The 16,220-nt window shown below is 66.9% G+C and carries 11 protein-coding genes and 1 other RNA gene; 1 reads left to right on the forward strand and 11 read right to left on the reverse strand.

The features are described from left to right. Positions 1–16: 16 nt before the first annotated feature. Genes CHU93_RS12720 through CHU93_RS12745 form a run of 6 tightly spaced genes read right to left on the reverse strand, consistent with a single transcriptional unit; the run spans position 17 to position 5,099 of the window. The gene (locus CHU93_RS12720; RefSeq protein WP_094474562.1) at positions 17–1,291 is read right to left on the reverse strand and encodes an amidohydrolase; all 1,275 of its coding nucleotides are present in this window, start codon (positions 1,289–1,291) and stop codon (positions 17–19) included. 17 nt (positions 1,292–1,308) lie between these two features. Beyond that, positions 1,309–2,592 (reverse strand): amidohydrolase, encoded by a 1,284-nt coding sequence (locus CHU93_RS12725; RefSeq protein WP_094474563.1) that lies wholly within the window; start codon positions 2,590–2,592, stop codon positions 1,309–1,311. Next, positions 2,568–3,341 (reverse strand): sulfite exporter TauE/SafE family protein, encoded by a 774-nt coding sequence (locus CHU93_RS12730; RefSeq protein WP_243375656.1) that lies wholly within the window; start codon positions 3,339–3,341, stop codon positions 2,568–2,570. The genes CHU93_RS12725 and CHU93_RS12730 overlap by 25 nt, the downstream gene beginning before the upstream one ends. After that, positions 3,341–3,970 carry a DUF4893 domain-containing protein gene (locus CHU93_RS12735; protein WP_086115170.1) on the reverse strand — a complete coding sequence of 210 codons (630 nt, stop codon included), beginning with the start codon at positions 3,968–3,970 and terminating at the stop codon, positions 3,341–3,343. Before CHU93_RS12735 ends, CHU93_RS12730 begins: the two co-directional genes overlap by 1 nt. Then, complete coding sequence (gene gmk, locus CHU93_RS12740) at positions 3,967–4,572, reverse strand: guanylate kinase (RefSeq protein WP_086116087.1); 606 nt, start codon at positions 4,570–4,572, stop codon at positions 3,967–3,969. Before gmk ends, CHU93_RS12735 begins: the two co-directional genes overlap by 4 nt. 41 nt (positions 4,573–4,613) lie before the next feature. Further along, positions 4,614–5,099, reverse strand: coding sequence for an SspB family protein (locus tag CHU93_RS12745; RefSeq protein WP_086116088.1), 486 nt, complete (start codon positions 5,097–5,099; stop codon positions 4,614–4,616). 165 nt (positions 5,100–5,264) lie between these two features. On the opposite strand from CHU93_RS12745, the gene CHU93_RS12750 reads away from it, so the two are divergent. Further along, on the forward strand, positions 5,265–5,801 hold the full coding sequence (locus CHU93_RS12750) for a DUF3833 family protein (RefSeq protein WP_094474564.1): 537 nt from the start codon (positions 5,265–5,267) through the stop codon (positions 5,799–5,801). Positions 5,802–5,943: 142 nt separating this feature from the next. Here CHU93_RS12750 and ssrA read toward each other — a convergent pair. The 5 genes from ssrA to rpoC form a co-directional block, all read right to left on the reverse strand. Next, positions 5,944–6,286, reverse strand: a transfer-messenger RNA (tmRNA) gene (gene ssrA, locus CHU93_RS12755). After that, entirely contained in the window at positions 6,279–9,419 is a 3,141-nt protein-coding gene (locus tag CHU93_RS12760; RefSeq protein ID WP_165768729.1) for an efflux RND transporter permease subunit, read from the reverse strand. Before CHU93_RS12760 ends, ssrA begins: the two co-directional genes overlap by 8 nt. After that, positions 9,416–10,660 carry a TolC family protein gene (locus CHU93_RS12765; protein WP_341476586.1) on the reverse strand — a complete coding sequence of 415 codons (1,245 nt, stop codon included), beginning with the start codon at positions 10,658–10,660 and terminating at the stop codon, positions 9,416–9,418. The genes CHU93_RS12760 and CHU93_RS12765 overlap by 4 nt, the downstream gene beginning before the upstream one ends. 44 nt (positions 10,661–10,704) lie before the next feature. Further along, the gene (locus CHU93_RS12770) at positions 10,705–11,877 is read right to left on the reverse strand and encodes a glycosyltransferase family 4 protein (protein WP_243375658.1); all 1,173 of its coding nucleotides are present in this window, start codon (positions 11,875–11,877) and stop codon (positions 10,705–10,707) included. Positions 11,878–12,051: 174 nt separating this feature from the next. Then, entirely contained in the window at positions 12,052–16,191 is a 4,140-nt protein-coding gene (rpoC, locus tag CHU93_RS12775; protein WP_094474565.1) for a DNA-directed RNA polymerase subunit beta', read from the reverse strand. Between the last annotated feature and the right edge of the window lie 29 nt (positions 16,192–16,220).

Raw genomic sequence — 16,220 nt, forward strand, 5'->3', positions numbered from 1 at the left:
CTTTTTGAGGAGGGCGCTATTTCGCCGGCATCAACATGGTGGCGGCGGCCGTCATGGTTTCGACGCCGGTGGCGATGGTGGGCGCCGGATCCGGCGCCCAGCCGGCGTTGTGCAGCGACGGGATGGCCGGGCCGCCCGCTTGCGCTGCATCCCACTTGGCCTGCGGGACGCCGCCCAGCCAGTAGATGACCGAGGGAATGCCCAGCGTCGTGCCGAAGATATTGTAATCCTCTGATGCCATCGACGGGTCGAGATCGATCACGCGCGGCTTGCCCAGCAGGGTTTCGAACCGGGCCTTGATGCGGGTGGCCAGCGGCGTGTCGTTGAGCGTGGGCGGGGCGGCGGCGCCCTGGCTGAACGTTGGCATCAGGGCGTCGGGGATGCCGGCGGCGATGGCCTCGCCCCGGGCCACGCGCATGATGCCGTCGAGCAGGCGCTGCTGCTGCATGGCGTCATAGCTGCGGATGGTCAGCTGCAGCTTCACCTCATCGGGGATGATGTTGTGCTTGGTGCCGCCGTGGATGCTGCCCACTGTCACCACCGCCGGCTGGAACGGGTCATTCTCGCGGCTCACCAGGGTTTGCAACGCACTGACGATGCGGCTGGCCAGCACCACCGGGTCCTTGGTGGTGGCCGGATAGGCGCCGTGGCCGCCAATGCCCTTGACCGTGATATCCATGAAGCTGGCGGTGGACAGGGCGCGATAGGGCGGGACGGACACGGTGCCGGCGGGGATGCGGCTGTCATCATGCAGGGCGAGGGCGAAATCGGGCCTGGGGAAACGGGTGAACAGGCCATCGTCGATCATCGCCTTGGCACCGCCGGAGATTTCCTCCGCCGGCTGGCCGATCATCACCAGCGTCCCCTTCCAGGCCTTGCGGTTGTCCGCCATCCAGCGGGCCACCCCCACCCACACCGCCATGTGGATATCATGGCCACAGGCGTGCATGACCGGCGTATCCTCCCCGCCGTCATAATGGCCCTTTGCCGTGCTGGCATAGGGCAGGCCGGTGGCTTCCTTCACCGGCAGCGCATCCATGTCGGCGCGGATCAGCACGGTGGGGCCCTTGCCGTTCTTCAGCACGGCGACCACGCCGGTGCGGCCGACCTTTTCCGTCACCTCGAACCCGGCGGCGCGGGCTTCGGCGGCCAGGATGCCGGCCGAGCGCACTTCCTGAAAGCCCAGTTCGGGGTGGGCGTGCAGATCCTTGTAGAGGGTGACGAGATCGACGGGGGCGGCCAGCGCCGGGGTGGCCGCGGCCAGCAACAGGCCGGTGATGAGCGATTTCATCGGGGATCGTCCTTCGTTCAGCGCGATTTTGGCAAGAGCATCATGACGGCATCGGTCATGGTGGCGACGCCGGTGGCAATGGTGGGTTCGGGATCGGGGGCCCAGCGCGGGTTGTGCGGGCCGGGCAGTTTCGTGCCGTCCTTCTGCGCCTTGGCCCAGACATCGGGATTCACCGCGCCCAGCGAATACATCACCGTCTGGATGCGCGGATCGGCGAGGCCGTACTGGTTGTAATCCTCCGACGCCATCGACGGGTTGCCTTCCAGCACCTTGTCGGGCCCCAGCGTCTTCTGGAACAGCGCCTTGATGCGCAGCGCCAGCGGGGTGGTGTTGATGGTCGGCTGGGTGCCGTTGGGGTCCACAGTCACCTGCGGATAGAGGCTTTCCGGCAAGCCGGCGGCGATGGCCTCGCCGCGGGCGATGCGGCGGATGCCTTCGAGCAGCCGGGCCTGCACGCCGGCATCAAAGCTGCGCACCGTCAGCTGCAGATGCACGCTTTCGCCGATGATGTTGTGCTTGGTGCCGCCGTGGATGCTGCCCACCGTCACCACGGCGGGCTGGAACGGGTCGTTCTCGCGGGCGACCAGCGTCTGCAAGGCGACGACAATGCGGCTGGCCAGCACCACCGGGTCATTGGTGTCGGCCGGATAGGCGCCGTGGCCGCCGATGCCCTTCACCTCGATATCCACCGTGTCGGCCGCAGAAGCGTTGGCGGCGAGGTTCACCTGCACCGTGCCGGCCGGGCCGGTGCCATCGTGCAGCGCCAGGGCATAATCGGGGCGGCCAAAGCGGGCATAAAGTCCATCGGCCAGCATGGCGCGGGCGCCCTGGATGATCTCCTCGGCCGGTTGGGCCACCATCATCACCGTGCCGCGCCAATTGGCCTTGTTGGCGGCGAGCGCGCGCACCACGCCCACCCACACCGCCATATGGATATCATGGCCACAGGCGTGCATCACCGGCGTTTCCGGGCCGCCCTTGTAATGGCCGGTGGCCTGGCTGGCATAGGGCAGGCCGGTGATTTCCTTGACCGGCAACGCATCCATGTCGGCCCGCACCAGCACGGTGGGGCCCTTGCCGTTCTTCAGCAGGGCGACCACGCCGGTGCCACCGACCTTCTCGGTCACCTCGAAGCCGGCGGCGCGCGCTTCGGCGGCGAGGATGCCGGCGGACCGCACCTCCTGAAAACCCAGTTCGGGATGGGCATGGAGATCCTTGTAGAGGGTGACGAGATCAACCGGCGCTGCTGCCGCCGGGCTGGCCAGCATGGCCGCGATCAGAGCCCCGAAAGCCCGTCCCATAGCAATTTCCCCCCAACCAGGATCATCATCACATGCATGATGGCATAGAAACGCGGCCCATCAACCCGGCGCACCAGCAGGGTGCCGGCCCAGGTGGAGGCGAGCGCGGCCGGCAGCAGCGCCGCCGCCAGCGCCATGTTGGCCGGCGTGAAGGTGCCCAGCGCGGCATAGGCCGGCACCTTCAGCCAGTTGATCACCGCAAAGAACACGCTGCTGGTGCCGATGAAGCTGTCGCGCGGCAGTTTCATCGGCAGCACATGCATCTGGAACGGCGGCCCGCCGGCGTGGGAGATCTGGCTGGTGAAGCCGGCGGCGGCGCCCATCACGACGCCCTGCCAGGGCGGGCCGACCCGCGCGGCAAGCCCACGATGTTTGGCCCGGATGCGCTGGATGCCAAAGCCAAGGGCAATCAGGCCGACCGCCGCCTCCACCGCCGCCACTGGCACGAAGCGGGCCAGCGCCCAGCCGGCGAGGATGCCGAGGCATGATCCGGGGATCATCAGGGCCAGCACGCGGTTGCTGCGATGCGCGCCAAAGGCCTTCACCGAAAACACATCCTGAACGAGGAGGATCGGCAGCAGGATGGCGGCGGCGAGCACCGGGCTCATGCCCAGCGCCATGATCGGCACGCCCAGCACGCCCAGCCCGGCGAAGCCGCCCTTGGCGAGGCCCAGGATGGTGACGCCGGCAATGGCTGCCGCCCAGAAGGCCCAGCTCTGGGCCGCCAGCACCGCGGTGAATTCGGCCACTAGCCGGCCTTGATCTCGATCAGCACCAGGCGGGCGCTCCAGCGCGGCCAGGGCAGCGCGAGGCGCCAATGGCCGGGGGCAAGGGTGGTGAGCACGCCGAGCTGGTCGCGGTCCCGATCCTCGCCATAGCGCAGGCGGCCGGGTTCGCCGGCCAGTTGCACGCTCCCCAGGAACACCAGCCGGTCCACATCGGGATAAAGCGTGCCGGCAAAGCGCTGCACGCCGGGCGCGGTTTCGAGGCGGAGCAGGATGCCATCGGCAGCCAGGGTGCAAGGCGCCCAGGCTTCGGCCTGCACCGGCGGGGCCAACCGCACACTGCCCTGGCGCCAGCCCAGCCGGATGATGCGGCACTGGAAGGCGCCGGCCGCCGGCAGCGGCGCCGGGCTGGCCAGCGTGGGATCGGCAACGGGGCCCAGCGCGGCGAGATCCGCCGTGGCGCCGGCGGCAGCGATATCGGCCTGCGCCTCCGTCCACGCGTCAGACAAGCGGGCGAGGCGGCCACGATCATTGTCGCGGATCACCGCCTGCCACACATCGGCGCGACGGACGACGGCATAGGGCTGCAGATCATCGCCCTTGCTGCAGCCGGCGAGCAGCAGCAGCGCCAGCAGGGCCGCTGCCGGCTTCATTCGCCCAGCATGCCGCGCACGAAGCCGGCCAGCCCGAGCTGGCGTTTGCGGCGCAGGCGTTCGGCCTTCAGGATGGCGCGGATCTCGTTCAGGCAGGTTTCGGCGTCGTCGTTGACGAGGATATAGTCATATTCGCCCCAATGGCTGATCTCGTCGCGGGCGCGGGCCATGCGTCCGGCGATCACATCGGGGTGATCGGTGTTGCGGCTGGTCAGGCGGCGTTCCAGCTCGGCCAGTGTGGGCGGCAGGATGAACACGCGCACCAGATCGGAGGCGGCATCGGTTTGCTGCAACTGCTGCGTGCCCTGCCAATCAATGTCGAACAGAACATCGCGGCCGGCGGCCAGGGCGGCCTCCACGGGGGCACGCGGCGTGCCATAGCGGTTGCCGAACACGGTGGCCCATTCCAGCAGCGCATTTTCCTGCACCATCGACTGGAACTGATCGGGGCTGACGAAATAATAATCGACACCATCCACCTCGCCCGGGCGGGGCCGGCGTGTGGTGGCGGAAACGCTCATGGTGATTTCATTGTCCTCGGCCATCAGCGCGCGCGACATGGTCGTCTTGCCGGCGCCCGAGGGGGAGGACAGCACGAACATCAAACCGCGCCGGGCAGGCGCATCGCGGCGGATGAACTGGGTCACTTGCGGCGGAACCGGTCGAGCGTGACGACATTGCTGCCATCGCTGCTGCCATCCGGTTCCGGCGCGGGCGGCGGTGCCTCCGGCTCCGGCGGTTCCGGTGCATGCTCGCCATCCTTGGGCGCGAACTGCAGGGCGAAGTTCACCGCCGGATCGACGAAGCCGACAATGGCATCATAGGGAATGACCAGCGTGGCCGGCATCTGGTTGAACGACAGGCCGATGGAGAAATGATCATCGGCCACCACCAGATCCCAGTAACGATGCTGGATGACGATGGTCATCTCGTCCGGATAGCGTTCCATGAGATGGCTGGGGATGGACACACCGGGGGCGCGGGTGCGGAAGGCGATGTAGAAATGATGACTGCCGGGCAGGCCGCCTTCGGCCTGGATGCGGCGCAGCACGCGGCTGACAACGCCGCGCAGCGCATCCTGGACGATATCGTCATAGGGAATCAGGCTGTCTGGGGTGGTGTCGTTCACGGGAACTGAGCCTTGGCTGGTGTGCGCTTCCGATTGGCGCGGGGCGCGGGCGAGGTCAAGCGCAATGGCGTGGGGCAATGTGGCATTGGGGGCAATGGGGCTGCGCGACAAGTGGCATCGCGCCGGGCCATGTTGGCGTAGCTGGCACTGGCAGGAGGACTGGGGATGAAACGGGCGTTTGCTGCGCTGTTGCTGTTGACCAGCGTTTCGGCATGCGTGTCCACCAGCCGCTTGCCACAGGCGGCGGCCGGGGCGCCGATGTTCGACCCGATCCGGTTCTTTGCCGGGACCACGCGCGGCGAGGGCCAGTTGCGCATTGCCACCCGCAAGACCCGCGCCGTGACGGTTGACGGCCAGGGCGTGCCGGCCGGCGATGGTGCCATCCGGCTGGATCAAGTGGTGACCATGGCCGGCCAGGCGCCGTCGCGGCGGCAGTGGCGCTTGCGCCGCGACGGCCAGGGCGGGTTCAGCGGCGTGCTGAGCGATGCGGCCGGACCGGTGAGCGGCACCCTGGTGGATGGCCGGCTGCGGCTGCGCTTTGCCCTGAAGGGCGGGCTGCGCGCCGAACAGACGCTGGCGCTGCAGGCTGATGGCCGAACGGTGCACAATGTGATGATCGTGCGCAAATTTGGGCTGGCCGTGGCGCGGCTGGATGAGACGATCCGCCGGTTGGAGGATGCCAAGGCGTCGGAGCCCGAGTGACAGGCCGAGGATCGGAGGCGCCGTGTGCGCAAATCGGTGAGGAGGTAATGTTGCCCGGCCCCCAAGTTGTGGGTTTGCCGGGGGGCCTTGGCGCGCGCAAATCGGTGAGGGGGTTCTGTTGCCCGGCCCCCCTCTGGCCGCTGGAATCCACTTCTGTTGCCCGGCGTGGCCCGTGCCGCGTTCTCTTGGGGTAATTTCGTCCGTTAGGACTCAATTACGCCGCGATCGCGAATGCCTCGTTGTCGTTGGCATTTGTGGGTTTTGAACGGTTTAACGGCGCATTCAGGCCGGGCAAAAACACCGTCTTTGAACACACGTCGATCCTGGTTCGGCCCCGCAATTCACCCCGACAACGGGATTGAGAATGGTGGAGCCGCCGGGTACTGCCCCCGGGTCCGCTGCGTCTATTCCACGGCATCATTTATCGCCATAGCCGGCAAGCCGGCACGACCCATGTAGGGTGTCGGGGGTGATTCCTCAATCCCTGACGAATTTTCGATACAAGGTCGGCACCAGCAGCAGGGTGAGCAGGGTGGACGACAGGATGCCGCCGATCACCACCGTGGCCAGCGGGCGCTGCACTTCGGCGCCGGCACCGCTGGCAATCGCCATCGGCAGGAAGCCGATGCTGGCCACCAGCGCGGTGGAGATGACCGGGCGCAGCCGGTCGAGCGCGCCGGCGGCGACAGCGTCGGCCCGGGCGAGGCCTTCGCGGCGCAGATGGTTGATATGGTCCACCAGCACCAGACCGTTGAGCATGGCAATGCCCGACAGCGCGATGAAGCCGATGGCTGCCGTGATCGAGAAGGGCATGCCGCGCAAGGCCAGCGCGAACACCCCGCCGGTGACGGCAAGCGGAATGCCGGCAAAGACGATCAAGGCTTGGGCGACCGAGCCCAGCGCGCCGAACACCAGCACCAGAATGAGCACCAGGCAGGCCGGCACCAGCACGGCCAGACGGCCCTTGGCCTCCTGCAACTGCTTGAACTGGCCGCCGAATTCGATGCGATATCCGGGCGGCAGCGGCACCGCCTTGGCCAGCTCGGCCCTGGCGCGGGCGACATAGGCTTCCACATCGCTGCCGGAGAGATTGATCAGCAGGGCGGCGCGCTTCTGGCCATTGTCGCGGCGCACCGGCTCCACCGCCATCACCTCTTCAAGCGTGGCCACGCGACCCAGTGGCACCAGGCCCGCCTGCCCCACCCGGAGCGGCAGGGCACGAATCGCGGCGAGATCGGCGCGCTGGCGATCGGGCAGCCGCACCACGATGGCGTGCCGGCGGATGCCTTCCAGGATGGCGCCCACCTCCTGCCCCGCCAGGCCGGCGCGGATGGCGCGGTTGACCTCATCGGCCCCGAGACCGAGGCGCACCAGCGCATCATGGTTCACCTTCACCACCAGGCTGGGGGTGCGGCCATCCACCTCGAACTCGGCCTGGGCGGTGCCGGGCAGACGCTCCAGCACCTGCAACGCGGCAGCCCCCAGCGCCTCCAGCCGGTCATCATCATCGCCATAGATTTTCACCGCCAGGTCGGCACGCGTGCCTTCCAGCATCTCGTTGAAGCGCATTTCGATGGGTTGGGCGAACAGGAAGCGCTGGTTGGCGTGGATGCGTTTCGCCTCCGCCTCGATGGCCTGTACCAGCTCGGCCTTGGTCTGCGGACCGGTGGCCGGCCATTCGGCCTGCGGCTTGTAGTGGACGTAGAGATCATTCTCATTCGGCGGCATCGGATCGGTGGCGACGGCGGCCGTGCCGATGCGCGAGAAGACATGGGTGACCTGCGGGAATTTCCGCAGGATCGCCCGTTCGATCGCCTGTTCCTGGGCCAGGCTGGCCTCCAGGCTCATGTCCACCGGGCGATAGACCATGGCGGTGATCGAGCCTTCGTCGAGCCGGGGGGTGAAAACCGTGCCCAGCCGGGTGAAGACCAGCCCGGCCGCCAGCATGACCAGCAGCGCCGGGACAATGGCGAGGGCCGGGCGCGCCAGCGTGGCGGTGAGCACCGGGCGATAGCCCATCTCCAGCGCGCGCATCAGGCGATTGGGGCCATGATCGCCGCCAGAGGTCAGCATATAGGAGGCCAGCGCCGGCACCAGCGTGAGGCTGACCAGCAGCGCGGCGGTGAGCGCCAGCATGACGGTTTCAGCCATCGGGCGGAACAACTTGCCCTCCACCCCGCCCAGCGCCAGCACCGGCACATAGACGAGCGTGATGATCGCCACGCCAAACGCCACCGGACGGGCCACCTCGCCCATGGCGCGGGCAATCAGGGTGCGGCGCTCGTCCTCGGCCAGCGGGCGGGCAAGCCGGGCCTGTTCGGCCCCCAGCCGGCGCAGGGCATTTTCAACGCCGACAATGGCGCCATCGACCAGCAGGCCGAAATCGAGGGCGCCGAGGCTCATCAGATTGCCCGAGATGTCCAGCCGCACCATGCCGATGGCCGCCATCAGGAAGGCCACCGGGATGACCGCGGCGACGATCAGTGCGGCGCGCCAGTGGCCAAGCACCAGGATGAGCACGACGGCGACCAGCAACGCCCCTTCTGACAGATTGTTGCGGACAGTGGCAACGGTGCGCTCCACGATGTCGGCCCGGTCATAGCGGGCGCGAATCACCATGCCGGCCGGCAGCGCCGCCTGCACGTCGGGCAGATAGGCGTCGACGGCGCGCGCCACCTCTCGGCTGTTGCGGCCGGCCAGCAACATGATGGTGCCCAGCACCGTCTGTTCGCCATCCACGGTGGCGGCGCCGGCGCGCAGGGCACTGCCCACCCGCACCGTGGCAAGATTAGCCACCGTGAGCGGCCGCACGCCACCGGCAAATTTCACCGGCAGGGCGCCGATGCGTTCGGGCTGCATCACGCGGGCATCGGTGCGCACCACCATGCGGCGGCCATCGCGGTTGATGGCGCCGCCGCCTTCATTGTCGGCAAAGGCGGCGACCGCAGCCGCGAGTTCGGCCGGCGTCACCCCGGCCGCGGCCAGGCGGGCCAGATCGGGTTCGATGAGATATTGGCGTTCCAGGCCACCGATGCTGTTCACCTCGGCCACGCCGGGCACGGTGCGCAGCATGGGCACCACCACATATTCCTGGGTTTCGGCCAGGGCCATCAGATGGTCTTCGGCGGTGCTGGCCGGCACCAGGCCGGGATGATGCGGTTCGTCGTGGGGCGGATGATCCCATTCCAGCGTGTAGTAGAGAATTTCGCCCAGCCCGGTGGTGATCGGCGCCAGCTGCGGCGCCGCGCCGGGCGGCAACAGCGCCGCGGCCGTGCCCAGCCGTTCGGCCACCACCTGGCGGGCGCGCATCACATCGGTGCCGTCTTCATAGAGCAGGGTGACCTGGGACAGGCCGGAGCGGGTGAGCGAACGGAAGCCGATGAGGCCGGGCTGGCCGCCCATCAGCCGCTCGATCGGGACGGTCACCCGGGTTTCGATTTCCTGCGCGGCGAGGCCAGGCACGGCGGTGTTGACCTGCACCTGCACGCCGGTGACGTCGGGGATGGCATCAATGGGCAGGCTGACCAGATGCCAAAGGCCGATGGCAGCGGCGATCAACGCCGCCAGCACGACGCCGCCGCGATTGCGCTCGCTGGCCGAAATCAGGGCGGCGATCATTGGGCGGTGCTGCCGCCCGTGAGGATGCGCAGCTGCTCCCGGGCTTCCCACAGGCCGGCGCGGGTATCGAGCACGGCGGTCAGGGCATCGAGCCAGCCGGTCTGCATGGCAACATAGGTGGGCAGCGGCACGGCACCCAGACGATAGGCGCGGTCAGCCTCTTCGGCGGCGGCGGCAAAGCGTTGCGGCGCATCGGCGGGCCAGCGGGCCAAGGCCTCGGCGCGGGCGCGATAGAGGGCGGCATCGGCATGGAGCTGGGCGAGAATGCGGCGGCGGGCGGCGATCAGGCTGGCCTGGCCTTGCGCCTCGCGACTTTCGGCGGCGGCCACATCACCGGCCTGGCGGTTCCACAGCGGCAGGCTGGTGGTGGCGCGCAGGCCAATCACCTGATCCTTCACGTCGCCACGGTCGCGATTGATGAACGGGCCGATGCTTAGCGCGCCCACCCGGCCCTTTTCGGCCAGGCGGACCGAGAGGCCCTGCTGGTCCAGCTGGGTCTTGAGCGCCAGCAGCTCGAAATTGCCGGATTCGGCCTGTTCGGCGAGCTGGCTGACATCGGGCAGCGGCGGCGGGCTGAGCGGCGGGCGCTGGATGCGCACCCGCGCCGGGAAGGGCTGGCCGCGCAGGCCGTTGAGTTCATAAAGGGCAGCGTTATAGGCCGCTTCGGCCTCGGCGGCGGTGCGTTCGGCGGTGATGGCCGAGGCTTCGAGGACGGCGGCTTCGAGCCGTGGGGCCTGGCCAGCGGGATCGCGGGCGATGATCACGCCAGCAAGGCTGCGCATGCGACTGGCCACGGCACGGGCGGCTTCGGCGCGGGCGTCGGCGGCGAACAGGCGATAGCCCAGGGTGCGGGCGCGGCCGGCCAGCGTGGCTTCGAACTGGGCCAGGCCCAGCCGCGCCAGCGTGACATTGCCCTCGGCTATCGCCTTCCGGAGCGGCAGGCGGCCGTTGAATTCGATCGGTTGCAGGATGGCGGCGGCAAAGGCCGGGCCATCGCCAAGCCGTTGGCCGGTTTGGACATTGTCTGTCCGCCGCTCGCCAAATTCGATGCTGAGTTCGGGATCGGCAAGCCGGCGGGCGGCCTGCACCCCGGTTTGCGCCAGACTGATCTGGCGGGCGAGGAACTGGCGTTCCGGGTTGCCGGCCACCACCTCGGCAGCGAGCGCATCAATGCTGAGCGCTGGGGTTTGCGCCGCCACCGGGGTGGAGAGGGCAAGGAGCAAGGTGAGGCGCATGAACATGCACCAGCCCTAGACGAATGCAAAAACCGAGAAAACCCGTGATTTTACTTGTGGTTAGCTGCAATCAATTCGCGATAGCGAGAGAGCACGGCGCCGTTGATCACATCCCAGTCAAAGGCCTGGGCCGCCGCCAGCCCGGCCTGGCCATGGGCGGCGCGCAATTGCGGATCGGTGCAATAACGCGCCAACGCATCGGCATAGGCGGTGATGTCCCCCGGCGTGATCAGGGCGCCGGTGCGGCCATCGCTGACCAGGCATTCGTTGCCGCTGGCGCGCGCCGCGACCACCGGGATGCCGCTGGCCATGGCTTCCAGGTTGATGTTGCCGAAGGTTTCGGTGGTGGAGGGGTTGAGCAGCAGATCGGCGCTGGCATAGGCGCGGGCGAGATTGGTGCCATCGAGGAAGCCGGTGAAGATGGCATCGGGCACCTGGGCCTGAAAGCGTTCGCGCGCCGGGCCTTCGCCCACCACCAGCAGCCGGTGCGGAATCCCGCGCTGTTTCAGCTGGTTGACCGCCGCAGCCACGGTATCGAGGCCCTTTTCGAGCACGAGCCGGCCAACAAAGCCAATCACCGCTTCGGTGTCGCCAATGCCGAAGCTCCAGCGCCATTCCGGGCTGCGGCGGGCGGGGGTGAAGCGGGTCTTGTCGACGCCGCGGCTCCACACGGCGGGTTCGGCGGCGATGATGCCGGCCTCGCGCATCATGGTGCCAAAGCCCGGCGTGGTGACGAAAATCTCGTCCAGCCCGGCATAGAAGCGGCGGAGCAGCGCCTCGATGCCGGGGCGGACGAAGCCGAGGCCATAATATTCGAGATAGGTTTCAAAGCGGGTGTGGATGGAGGCGACCACCGGCACGCCAAGGCTGCGCGCCAGTTTCTTGGCGGCATGGGCGGCGGGATCGGGGGCAGACAAGTGGATGATATCGGGGGCGAAATCGCGGATCTCGCGCTTCAGCCGATCGGGCAGGCCCAGCGCCAGGCGATATTCGCCGCGGCCGGGAATGGCAAAGCTGGGCACCGAAACCAGCGTGCCGGCCGGTTCAAAGGCCGGCGTGTCGCTGGTGGGCGAATAGACGCGCACGGTGCAGCCTTCGCGTTCGAGGAAGGCGACCAGCCGGTTCAGCGCCTGATTGGCGCCGTCACGGACATAGTTGTAGTTGCCGGAAAACAGCGCCACCCGCAGCGGGCGGGCAGGTTCAGAGCCAATCGCTTCCGGCATTTTGAACGCTGTGGCCAATTTTCGATCCCGAACGGTGGACGAATCCCACCCTTGCGCGGCCTTTTGCCAGCGCATTGTGGCCAAGACGCGGCAATATGGTGACCGAAAGCCCCAAGAAAAACCCCGCCGGCAGCGCTGCCGGCGGGATGTTTCGGGCCCGAACAGGCGGGAGCGTCAGCCTTCGGTCTGTTCCAGCGCCTGTTGGTTGGCCTTCTGCACGGCGCGCAGGGCGACGTCGCGGGCGTTGGCCGCCACGCGCAGGCGCTGCATGCCGGCGCCGGTGCCGGCCGGGATCAGGCGGCCGACGATGACGTTTTCCTTCAGGCCGGTCAGCGTGTCGACCTTGCCCTGCACGGCCGCTTCGGTGAGCACGCGGGTGGTTTCCTGGAAGGACGCCGCCGACACGAAGCTCTTGGTCTGCAGCGAGGCCTTGGTGATGCCGAGCAGCACCGGCTTGCCGGACGCGGCACGGCCATCGGGGCCCAGCTTGGCGTTTTCGGCGTCCATTTCCTCGCGATCGACCTGTTCGCCCACCAGCAGCGTGGTGTCGCCGCTTTCGGTGATTTCCACCTTCTGCAGCATCTGGCGCACGATCACTTCGATGTGCTTGTCGTTGATGCGCACACCCTGCAGGCGATAGACTTCCTGGATTTCGGCGCAGAGATATTCGGCCAGCGGCTCCACACCCAGCACTTCCAGGATGTCGTGCGGGTTGGGGTTGCCATCGATCAGATAGTCACCCTTGCGCACGAAGTCGCCTTCCTGCACCGCCACGTTCTTGCCCTTGGGCACCAGATATTCGGCCGGATCGCCACCTTCCTCCGGACGGATGGTGATGCGACGCTTGGTCTTGTAATCCTTGCCAAATTCCACGCGGCCATCGATGCGGGCGATGATCGCATTGTCCTTGGGCACGCGGGCTTCGAACAATTCGGCAACGCGCGGCAGACCGCCAGTGATGTCGCGGGTCTTGGCGGCTTCACGCGGGATACGCGCCAGCACGTCACCGGCCGACACATCCTGGCCATCGGCCACCGAGAGAATGGCATCGGCCGCCAGCATATAGCGGGCCGATTCACCCGAGGCGTCATCAAGCAGGGTGATGCGCGGACGCAGATCTTCCTTCTTGTTGCTGGACTTCCATTCGGCGACCACCTTGTTGGTGATGCCGGTGGCTTCGTCCACCTCTTCGCGCAGGGTCAGTCCTTCGATCAGGTCCTGATACTTCACCTTGCCCGACTTTTCGGTGATCACCGGCAGGGTGTACGGGTCCCACTCGGCCAGGCGGTCGCCCTTCTTCACCGTGGCGCCATCGGCCACCGCGATGATCGCACCATAGGTGATGCGGTGGATCGAGCGTTCGCGGCCTTCGCCATCGCGCAGCACCAGTTCGCCGTTGCGGGCCATGGCAATGGCGCGGCCGCGGCTGTCGGTGATGGTGGTGAGGCCACGATATTCGACGAGGCCATCCACCGGCGCATCCAGCGTCGACTGTTCGGACACCTGGGCGGCGCCGCCGATGTGGAAGGTGCGCATGGTCAGCTGCGTGCCCGGTTCGCCGATCGACTGGGCGGCGATGACGCCCACGGCTTCGCCCATGTTCACCGGCGTGCCGCGCGCCAGGTCGCGGCCATAGCAGGTGGCGCAGACGCCGCCCTTGGTTTCGCACAGCAGCGGCGAGCGGATCTTCACTTCCGCCACGGCGGCCGATTCGATGCGGCCAACGTCGGCTTCGGTGACGAGATGGCCGGCGGCCACCACGACTTCGCCGGTCTTGGCATCAACCACGTCCACCAGCACGGTGCGGCCAAGGATGCGTTCGCCCAAGGACACGATGGTGTTGCCGCCTTCGACGATGGCCTTCATCACCATGCCGCGTTCGGTGCCGCAATCCTGTTCGACGACGACGCAATCCTGCGAAACGTCGACCAGACGCCGGGTCAGGTAACCCGAGTTGGCGGTCTTCAGCGCGGTGTCGGCCAGACCCTTGCGGGCGCCGTGGGTGGAGTTGAAATACTCCAGCACGGTCAGGCCTTCCTTGAAGTTGGAGATGATCGGCGTTTCGATGATCTCGCCCGACGGCTTGGCCATCAGGCCGCGCATGCCGGCCAGCTGCTTCATCTGGGCCTGGGAGCCACGCGCACCGGAGTGGGCCATCATGTAGATGGAGCTGATCGGCGCCTCACGGCCATCGGGCCGCTTCTTCTTGGCGCTGATTTCCTTCATCATTTCGGTGGCGACCTGGTCACCGCAGCGCGCCCAGATGTCGACGACCTTGTTGTACTTCTCACCCTGGGTGATCAGGCCGTCCTGATATTGCTGCTCGAAATCCTTCACCAGCGCCTTGGTTTCATCAACCAGCTTGGCCTTGGCATCGGGGATCACCATGTCGTCCTTGCCGAAGCTGATGCCGGCCTGGAAGGCGTGGCGGAAGCCCAGCGCCATGATGGCATCGGCAAACAGCACCGTCTCCTTCTGGCCGGTGTGGCGGTAGACGGTGTCGATGACGTCGCCGATTTCCTTCTTGGTGAGCTGACGGTTGACCGTTTCGAACGGCACCTTGTGGCTCTTCGGCAGGGTTTCGCCCAGCAGCAGGCGGCCCGGGGTGGTATTGAAGCGCTTCATGCGCACCACGCCATCCGCGTCGGTCTGCGGCACACGGGCGATGATCTTGGTGTGCAGGGTCACAGCCTTGGTGAACAGCGCCTGGTGCACTTCGGCCATGGTGCCAAAGGCCATGCCCTGGCCCGGCTCGTTCTCCAGCTCCATCGACAGATAATAGAGACCCAGCACCATGTCCTGCGAGGGCACGATGATCGGCTTGCCGTTGGCCGGCGACAGGATGTTGTTGGTGGACATCATCAGCACGCGCGCTTCCAGCTGGGCTTCCAGCGAAAGCGGCACGTGGACGGCCATCTGGTCACCGTCGAAGTCGGCGTTGAAGGCCGAGCAGACCAGCGGGTGCAGCTGGATGGCCTTGCCTTCGATCAGCACGGGTTCGAAGGCCTGGATGCCGAGGCGGTGCAGCGTCGGCGCGCGGTTCAGCAGCACCGGATGCTCGCGGATCACCTCGTCCAGGATGTCCCAGACTTCCTTGCGTTCCTTTTCCACCCACTTCTTGGCCTGCTTCAGGGTCATCGAAAGGCCCTTGGCGTCGAGGCGCGAGTAGATGAACGGCTTGAACAGTTCCAAGGCCATCTTCTTGGGCAGGCCGCACTGGTGCAGCTTGAGTTCGGGGCCGGTGACGATGACCGAACGGCCCGAATAGTCGACGCGCTTGCCGAGCAGGTTCTGGCGGAAGCGGCCCTGCTTGCCCTTCAGCATGTCGGACAGCGACTTCAGCGGACGCTTGTTGGCACCGGTGATGGTGCGGCCACGGCGGCCGTTGTCGAACAGCGCGTCCACCGCTTCCTGCAGCATGCGCTTCTCGTTGCGCACGATGATGTCGGGCGCGCGCAGCTCGATGAGGCGCTTCAGGCGGTTGTTGCGGTTGATGACGCGGCGGTAGAGATCGTTCAGGTCCGACGTCGCGAAGCGGCCACCGTCGAGCGGCACCAGCGGGCGCAGATCGGGCGGGATGACCGGCACGACGGTCATGATCATCCACTCCGGCTTGTTGCCCGAGTTGATGAAGCTTTCGACCACCTTCATCCGCTTGATGATCTTCTTCGGCTTCAGTTCCGACTTGGTGGTGCGCAGCTCCTCGCGCAGCTGCTCCATCTCGCCTTCAAGATCGAGCTGTTCGAGCAGGGTGCGGATGGCTTCGGCGCCGATGCCGGCCTGGAAGGCGTCTTCGCCATATTCTTCCTGGGCGGTCAGCAGTTCATCCTCGGTCAGGAGGTCGAACTTCTTGAACGGGGTCATGCCCGGATCGATGACGACATATTGTTCGAAATAGAGCACGCGCTCCAGCTGCTTGAGCTGCATGTCGAGCAGCATGCCGATGCGGCTGGGCAGCGACTTCAGGAACCAGATGTGGGCGACCGGCGCGGCCAGTTCGATATGGCCCATGCGCTCGCGGCGGACCTTGGAGACGGTCACTTCCACGCCGCACTTTTCGCAGACAATGCCCTTGTACTTCATGCGCTTGTACTTGCCGCACAGGCATTCGTAATCCTTGATCGGGCCAAAGATGCGGGCGCAGAACAGGCCGTCACGTTCCGGCTTGAACGTGCGGTAGTTGATGGTCTCGGGCTTCTTGATCTCGCCATAGGACCAGCTGCGGATCTGCTCCGGCGAAGCGATCGCGATCTGGATCTGGTCGAAGGTCTCGGGCTTGGCGGCCGGCGAGAAGAAATTGGTCACGTCGTTCATGGTCTTATTCCCTTCCTGATCCCCTTCCG

Origin of the sequence: Sandarakinorhabdus cyanobacteriorum (assembly GCF_002251755.1) — a bacterium.
GTDB classification, from domain to species: Bacteria; Pseudomonadota; Alphaproteobacteria; order Sphingomonadales; family Sphingomonadaceae; genus Sandarakinorhabdus; species Sandarakinorhabdus cyanobacteriorum.

Excerpts from the sequence above, each read along its gene's own strand:
- CHU93_RS12720 (WP_094474562.1), bottom strand. The coding sequence starts at position 1,291 with ATGAAATCGCTCATCACCGGCCTGTTGCTGGCCGCGGCCACCCCGGCG.
- CHU93_RS12725 (WP_094474563.1), bottom strand. The coding sequence starts at position 2,592 with ATGGGACGGGCTTTCGGGGCTCTGATCGCGGCCATGCTGGCCAGCCCG.
- CHU93_RS12735 (WP_086115170.1), bottom strand. The coding sequence starts at position 3,970 with ATGAAGCCGGCAGCGGCCCTGCTGGCGCTGCTGCTGCTCGCCGGCTGC.
- gmk (WP_086116087.1), bottom strand. The coding sequence starts at position 4,572 with ATGTTCGTGCTGTCCTCCCCCTCGGGCGCCGGCAAGACGACCATGTCG.
- CHU93_RS12750 (WP_094474564.1), top strand. The coding sequence starts at position 5,265 with ATGAAACGGGCGTTTGCTGCGCTGTTGCTGTTGACCAGCGTTTCGGCA.
- CHU93_RS12760 (WP_165768729.1), bottom strand. The coding sequence starts at position 9,419 with ATGATCGCCGCCCTGATTTCGGCCAGCGAGCGCAATCGCGGCGGCGTC.
- CHU93_RS12765 (WP_341476586.1), bottom strand. The coding sequence starts at position 10,660 with ATGTTCATGCGCCTCACCTTGCTCCTTGCCCTCTCCACCCCGGTGGCG.
- CHU93_RS12770 (WP_243375658.1), bottom strand. The coding sequence starts at position 11,877 with ATGCCGGAAGCGATTGGCTCTGAACCTGCCCGCCCGCTGCGGGTGGCG.
- rpoC (WP_094474565.1), bottom strand. The coding sequence starts at position 16,191 with ATGAACGACGTGACCAATTTCTTCTCGCCGGCCGCCAAGCCCGAGACC.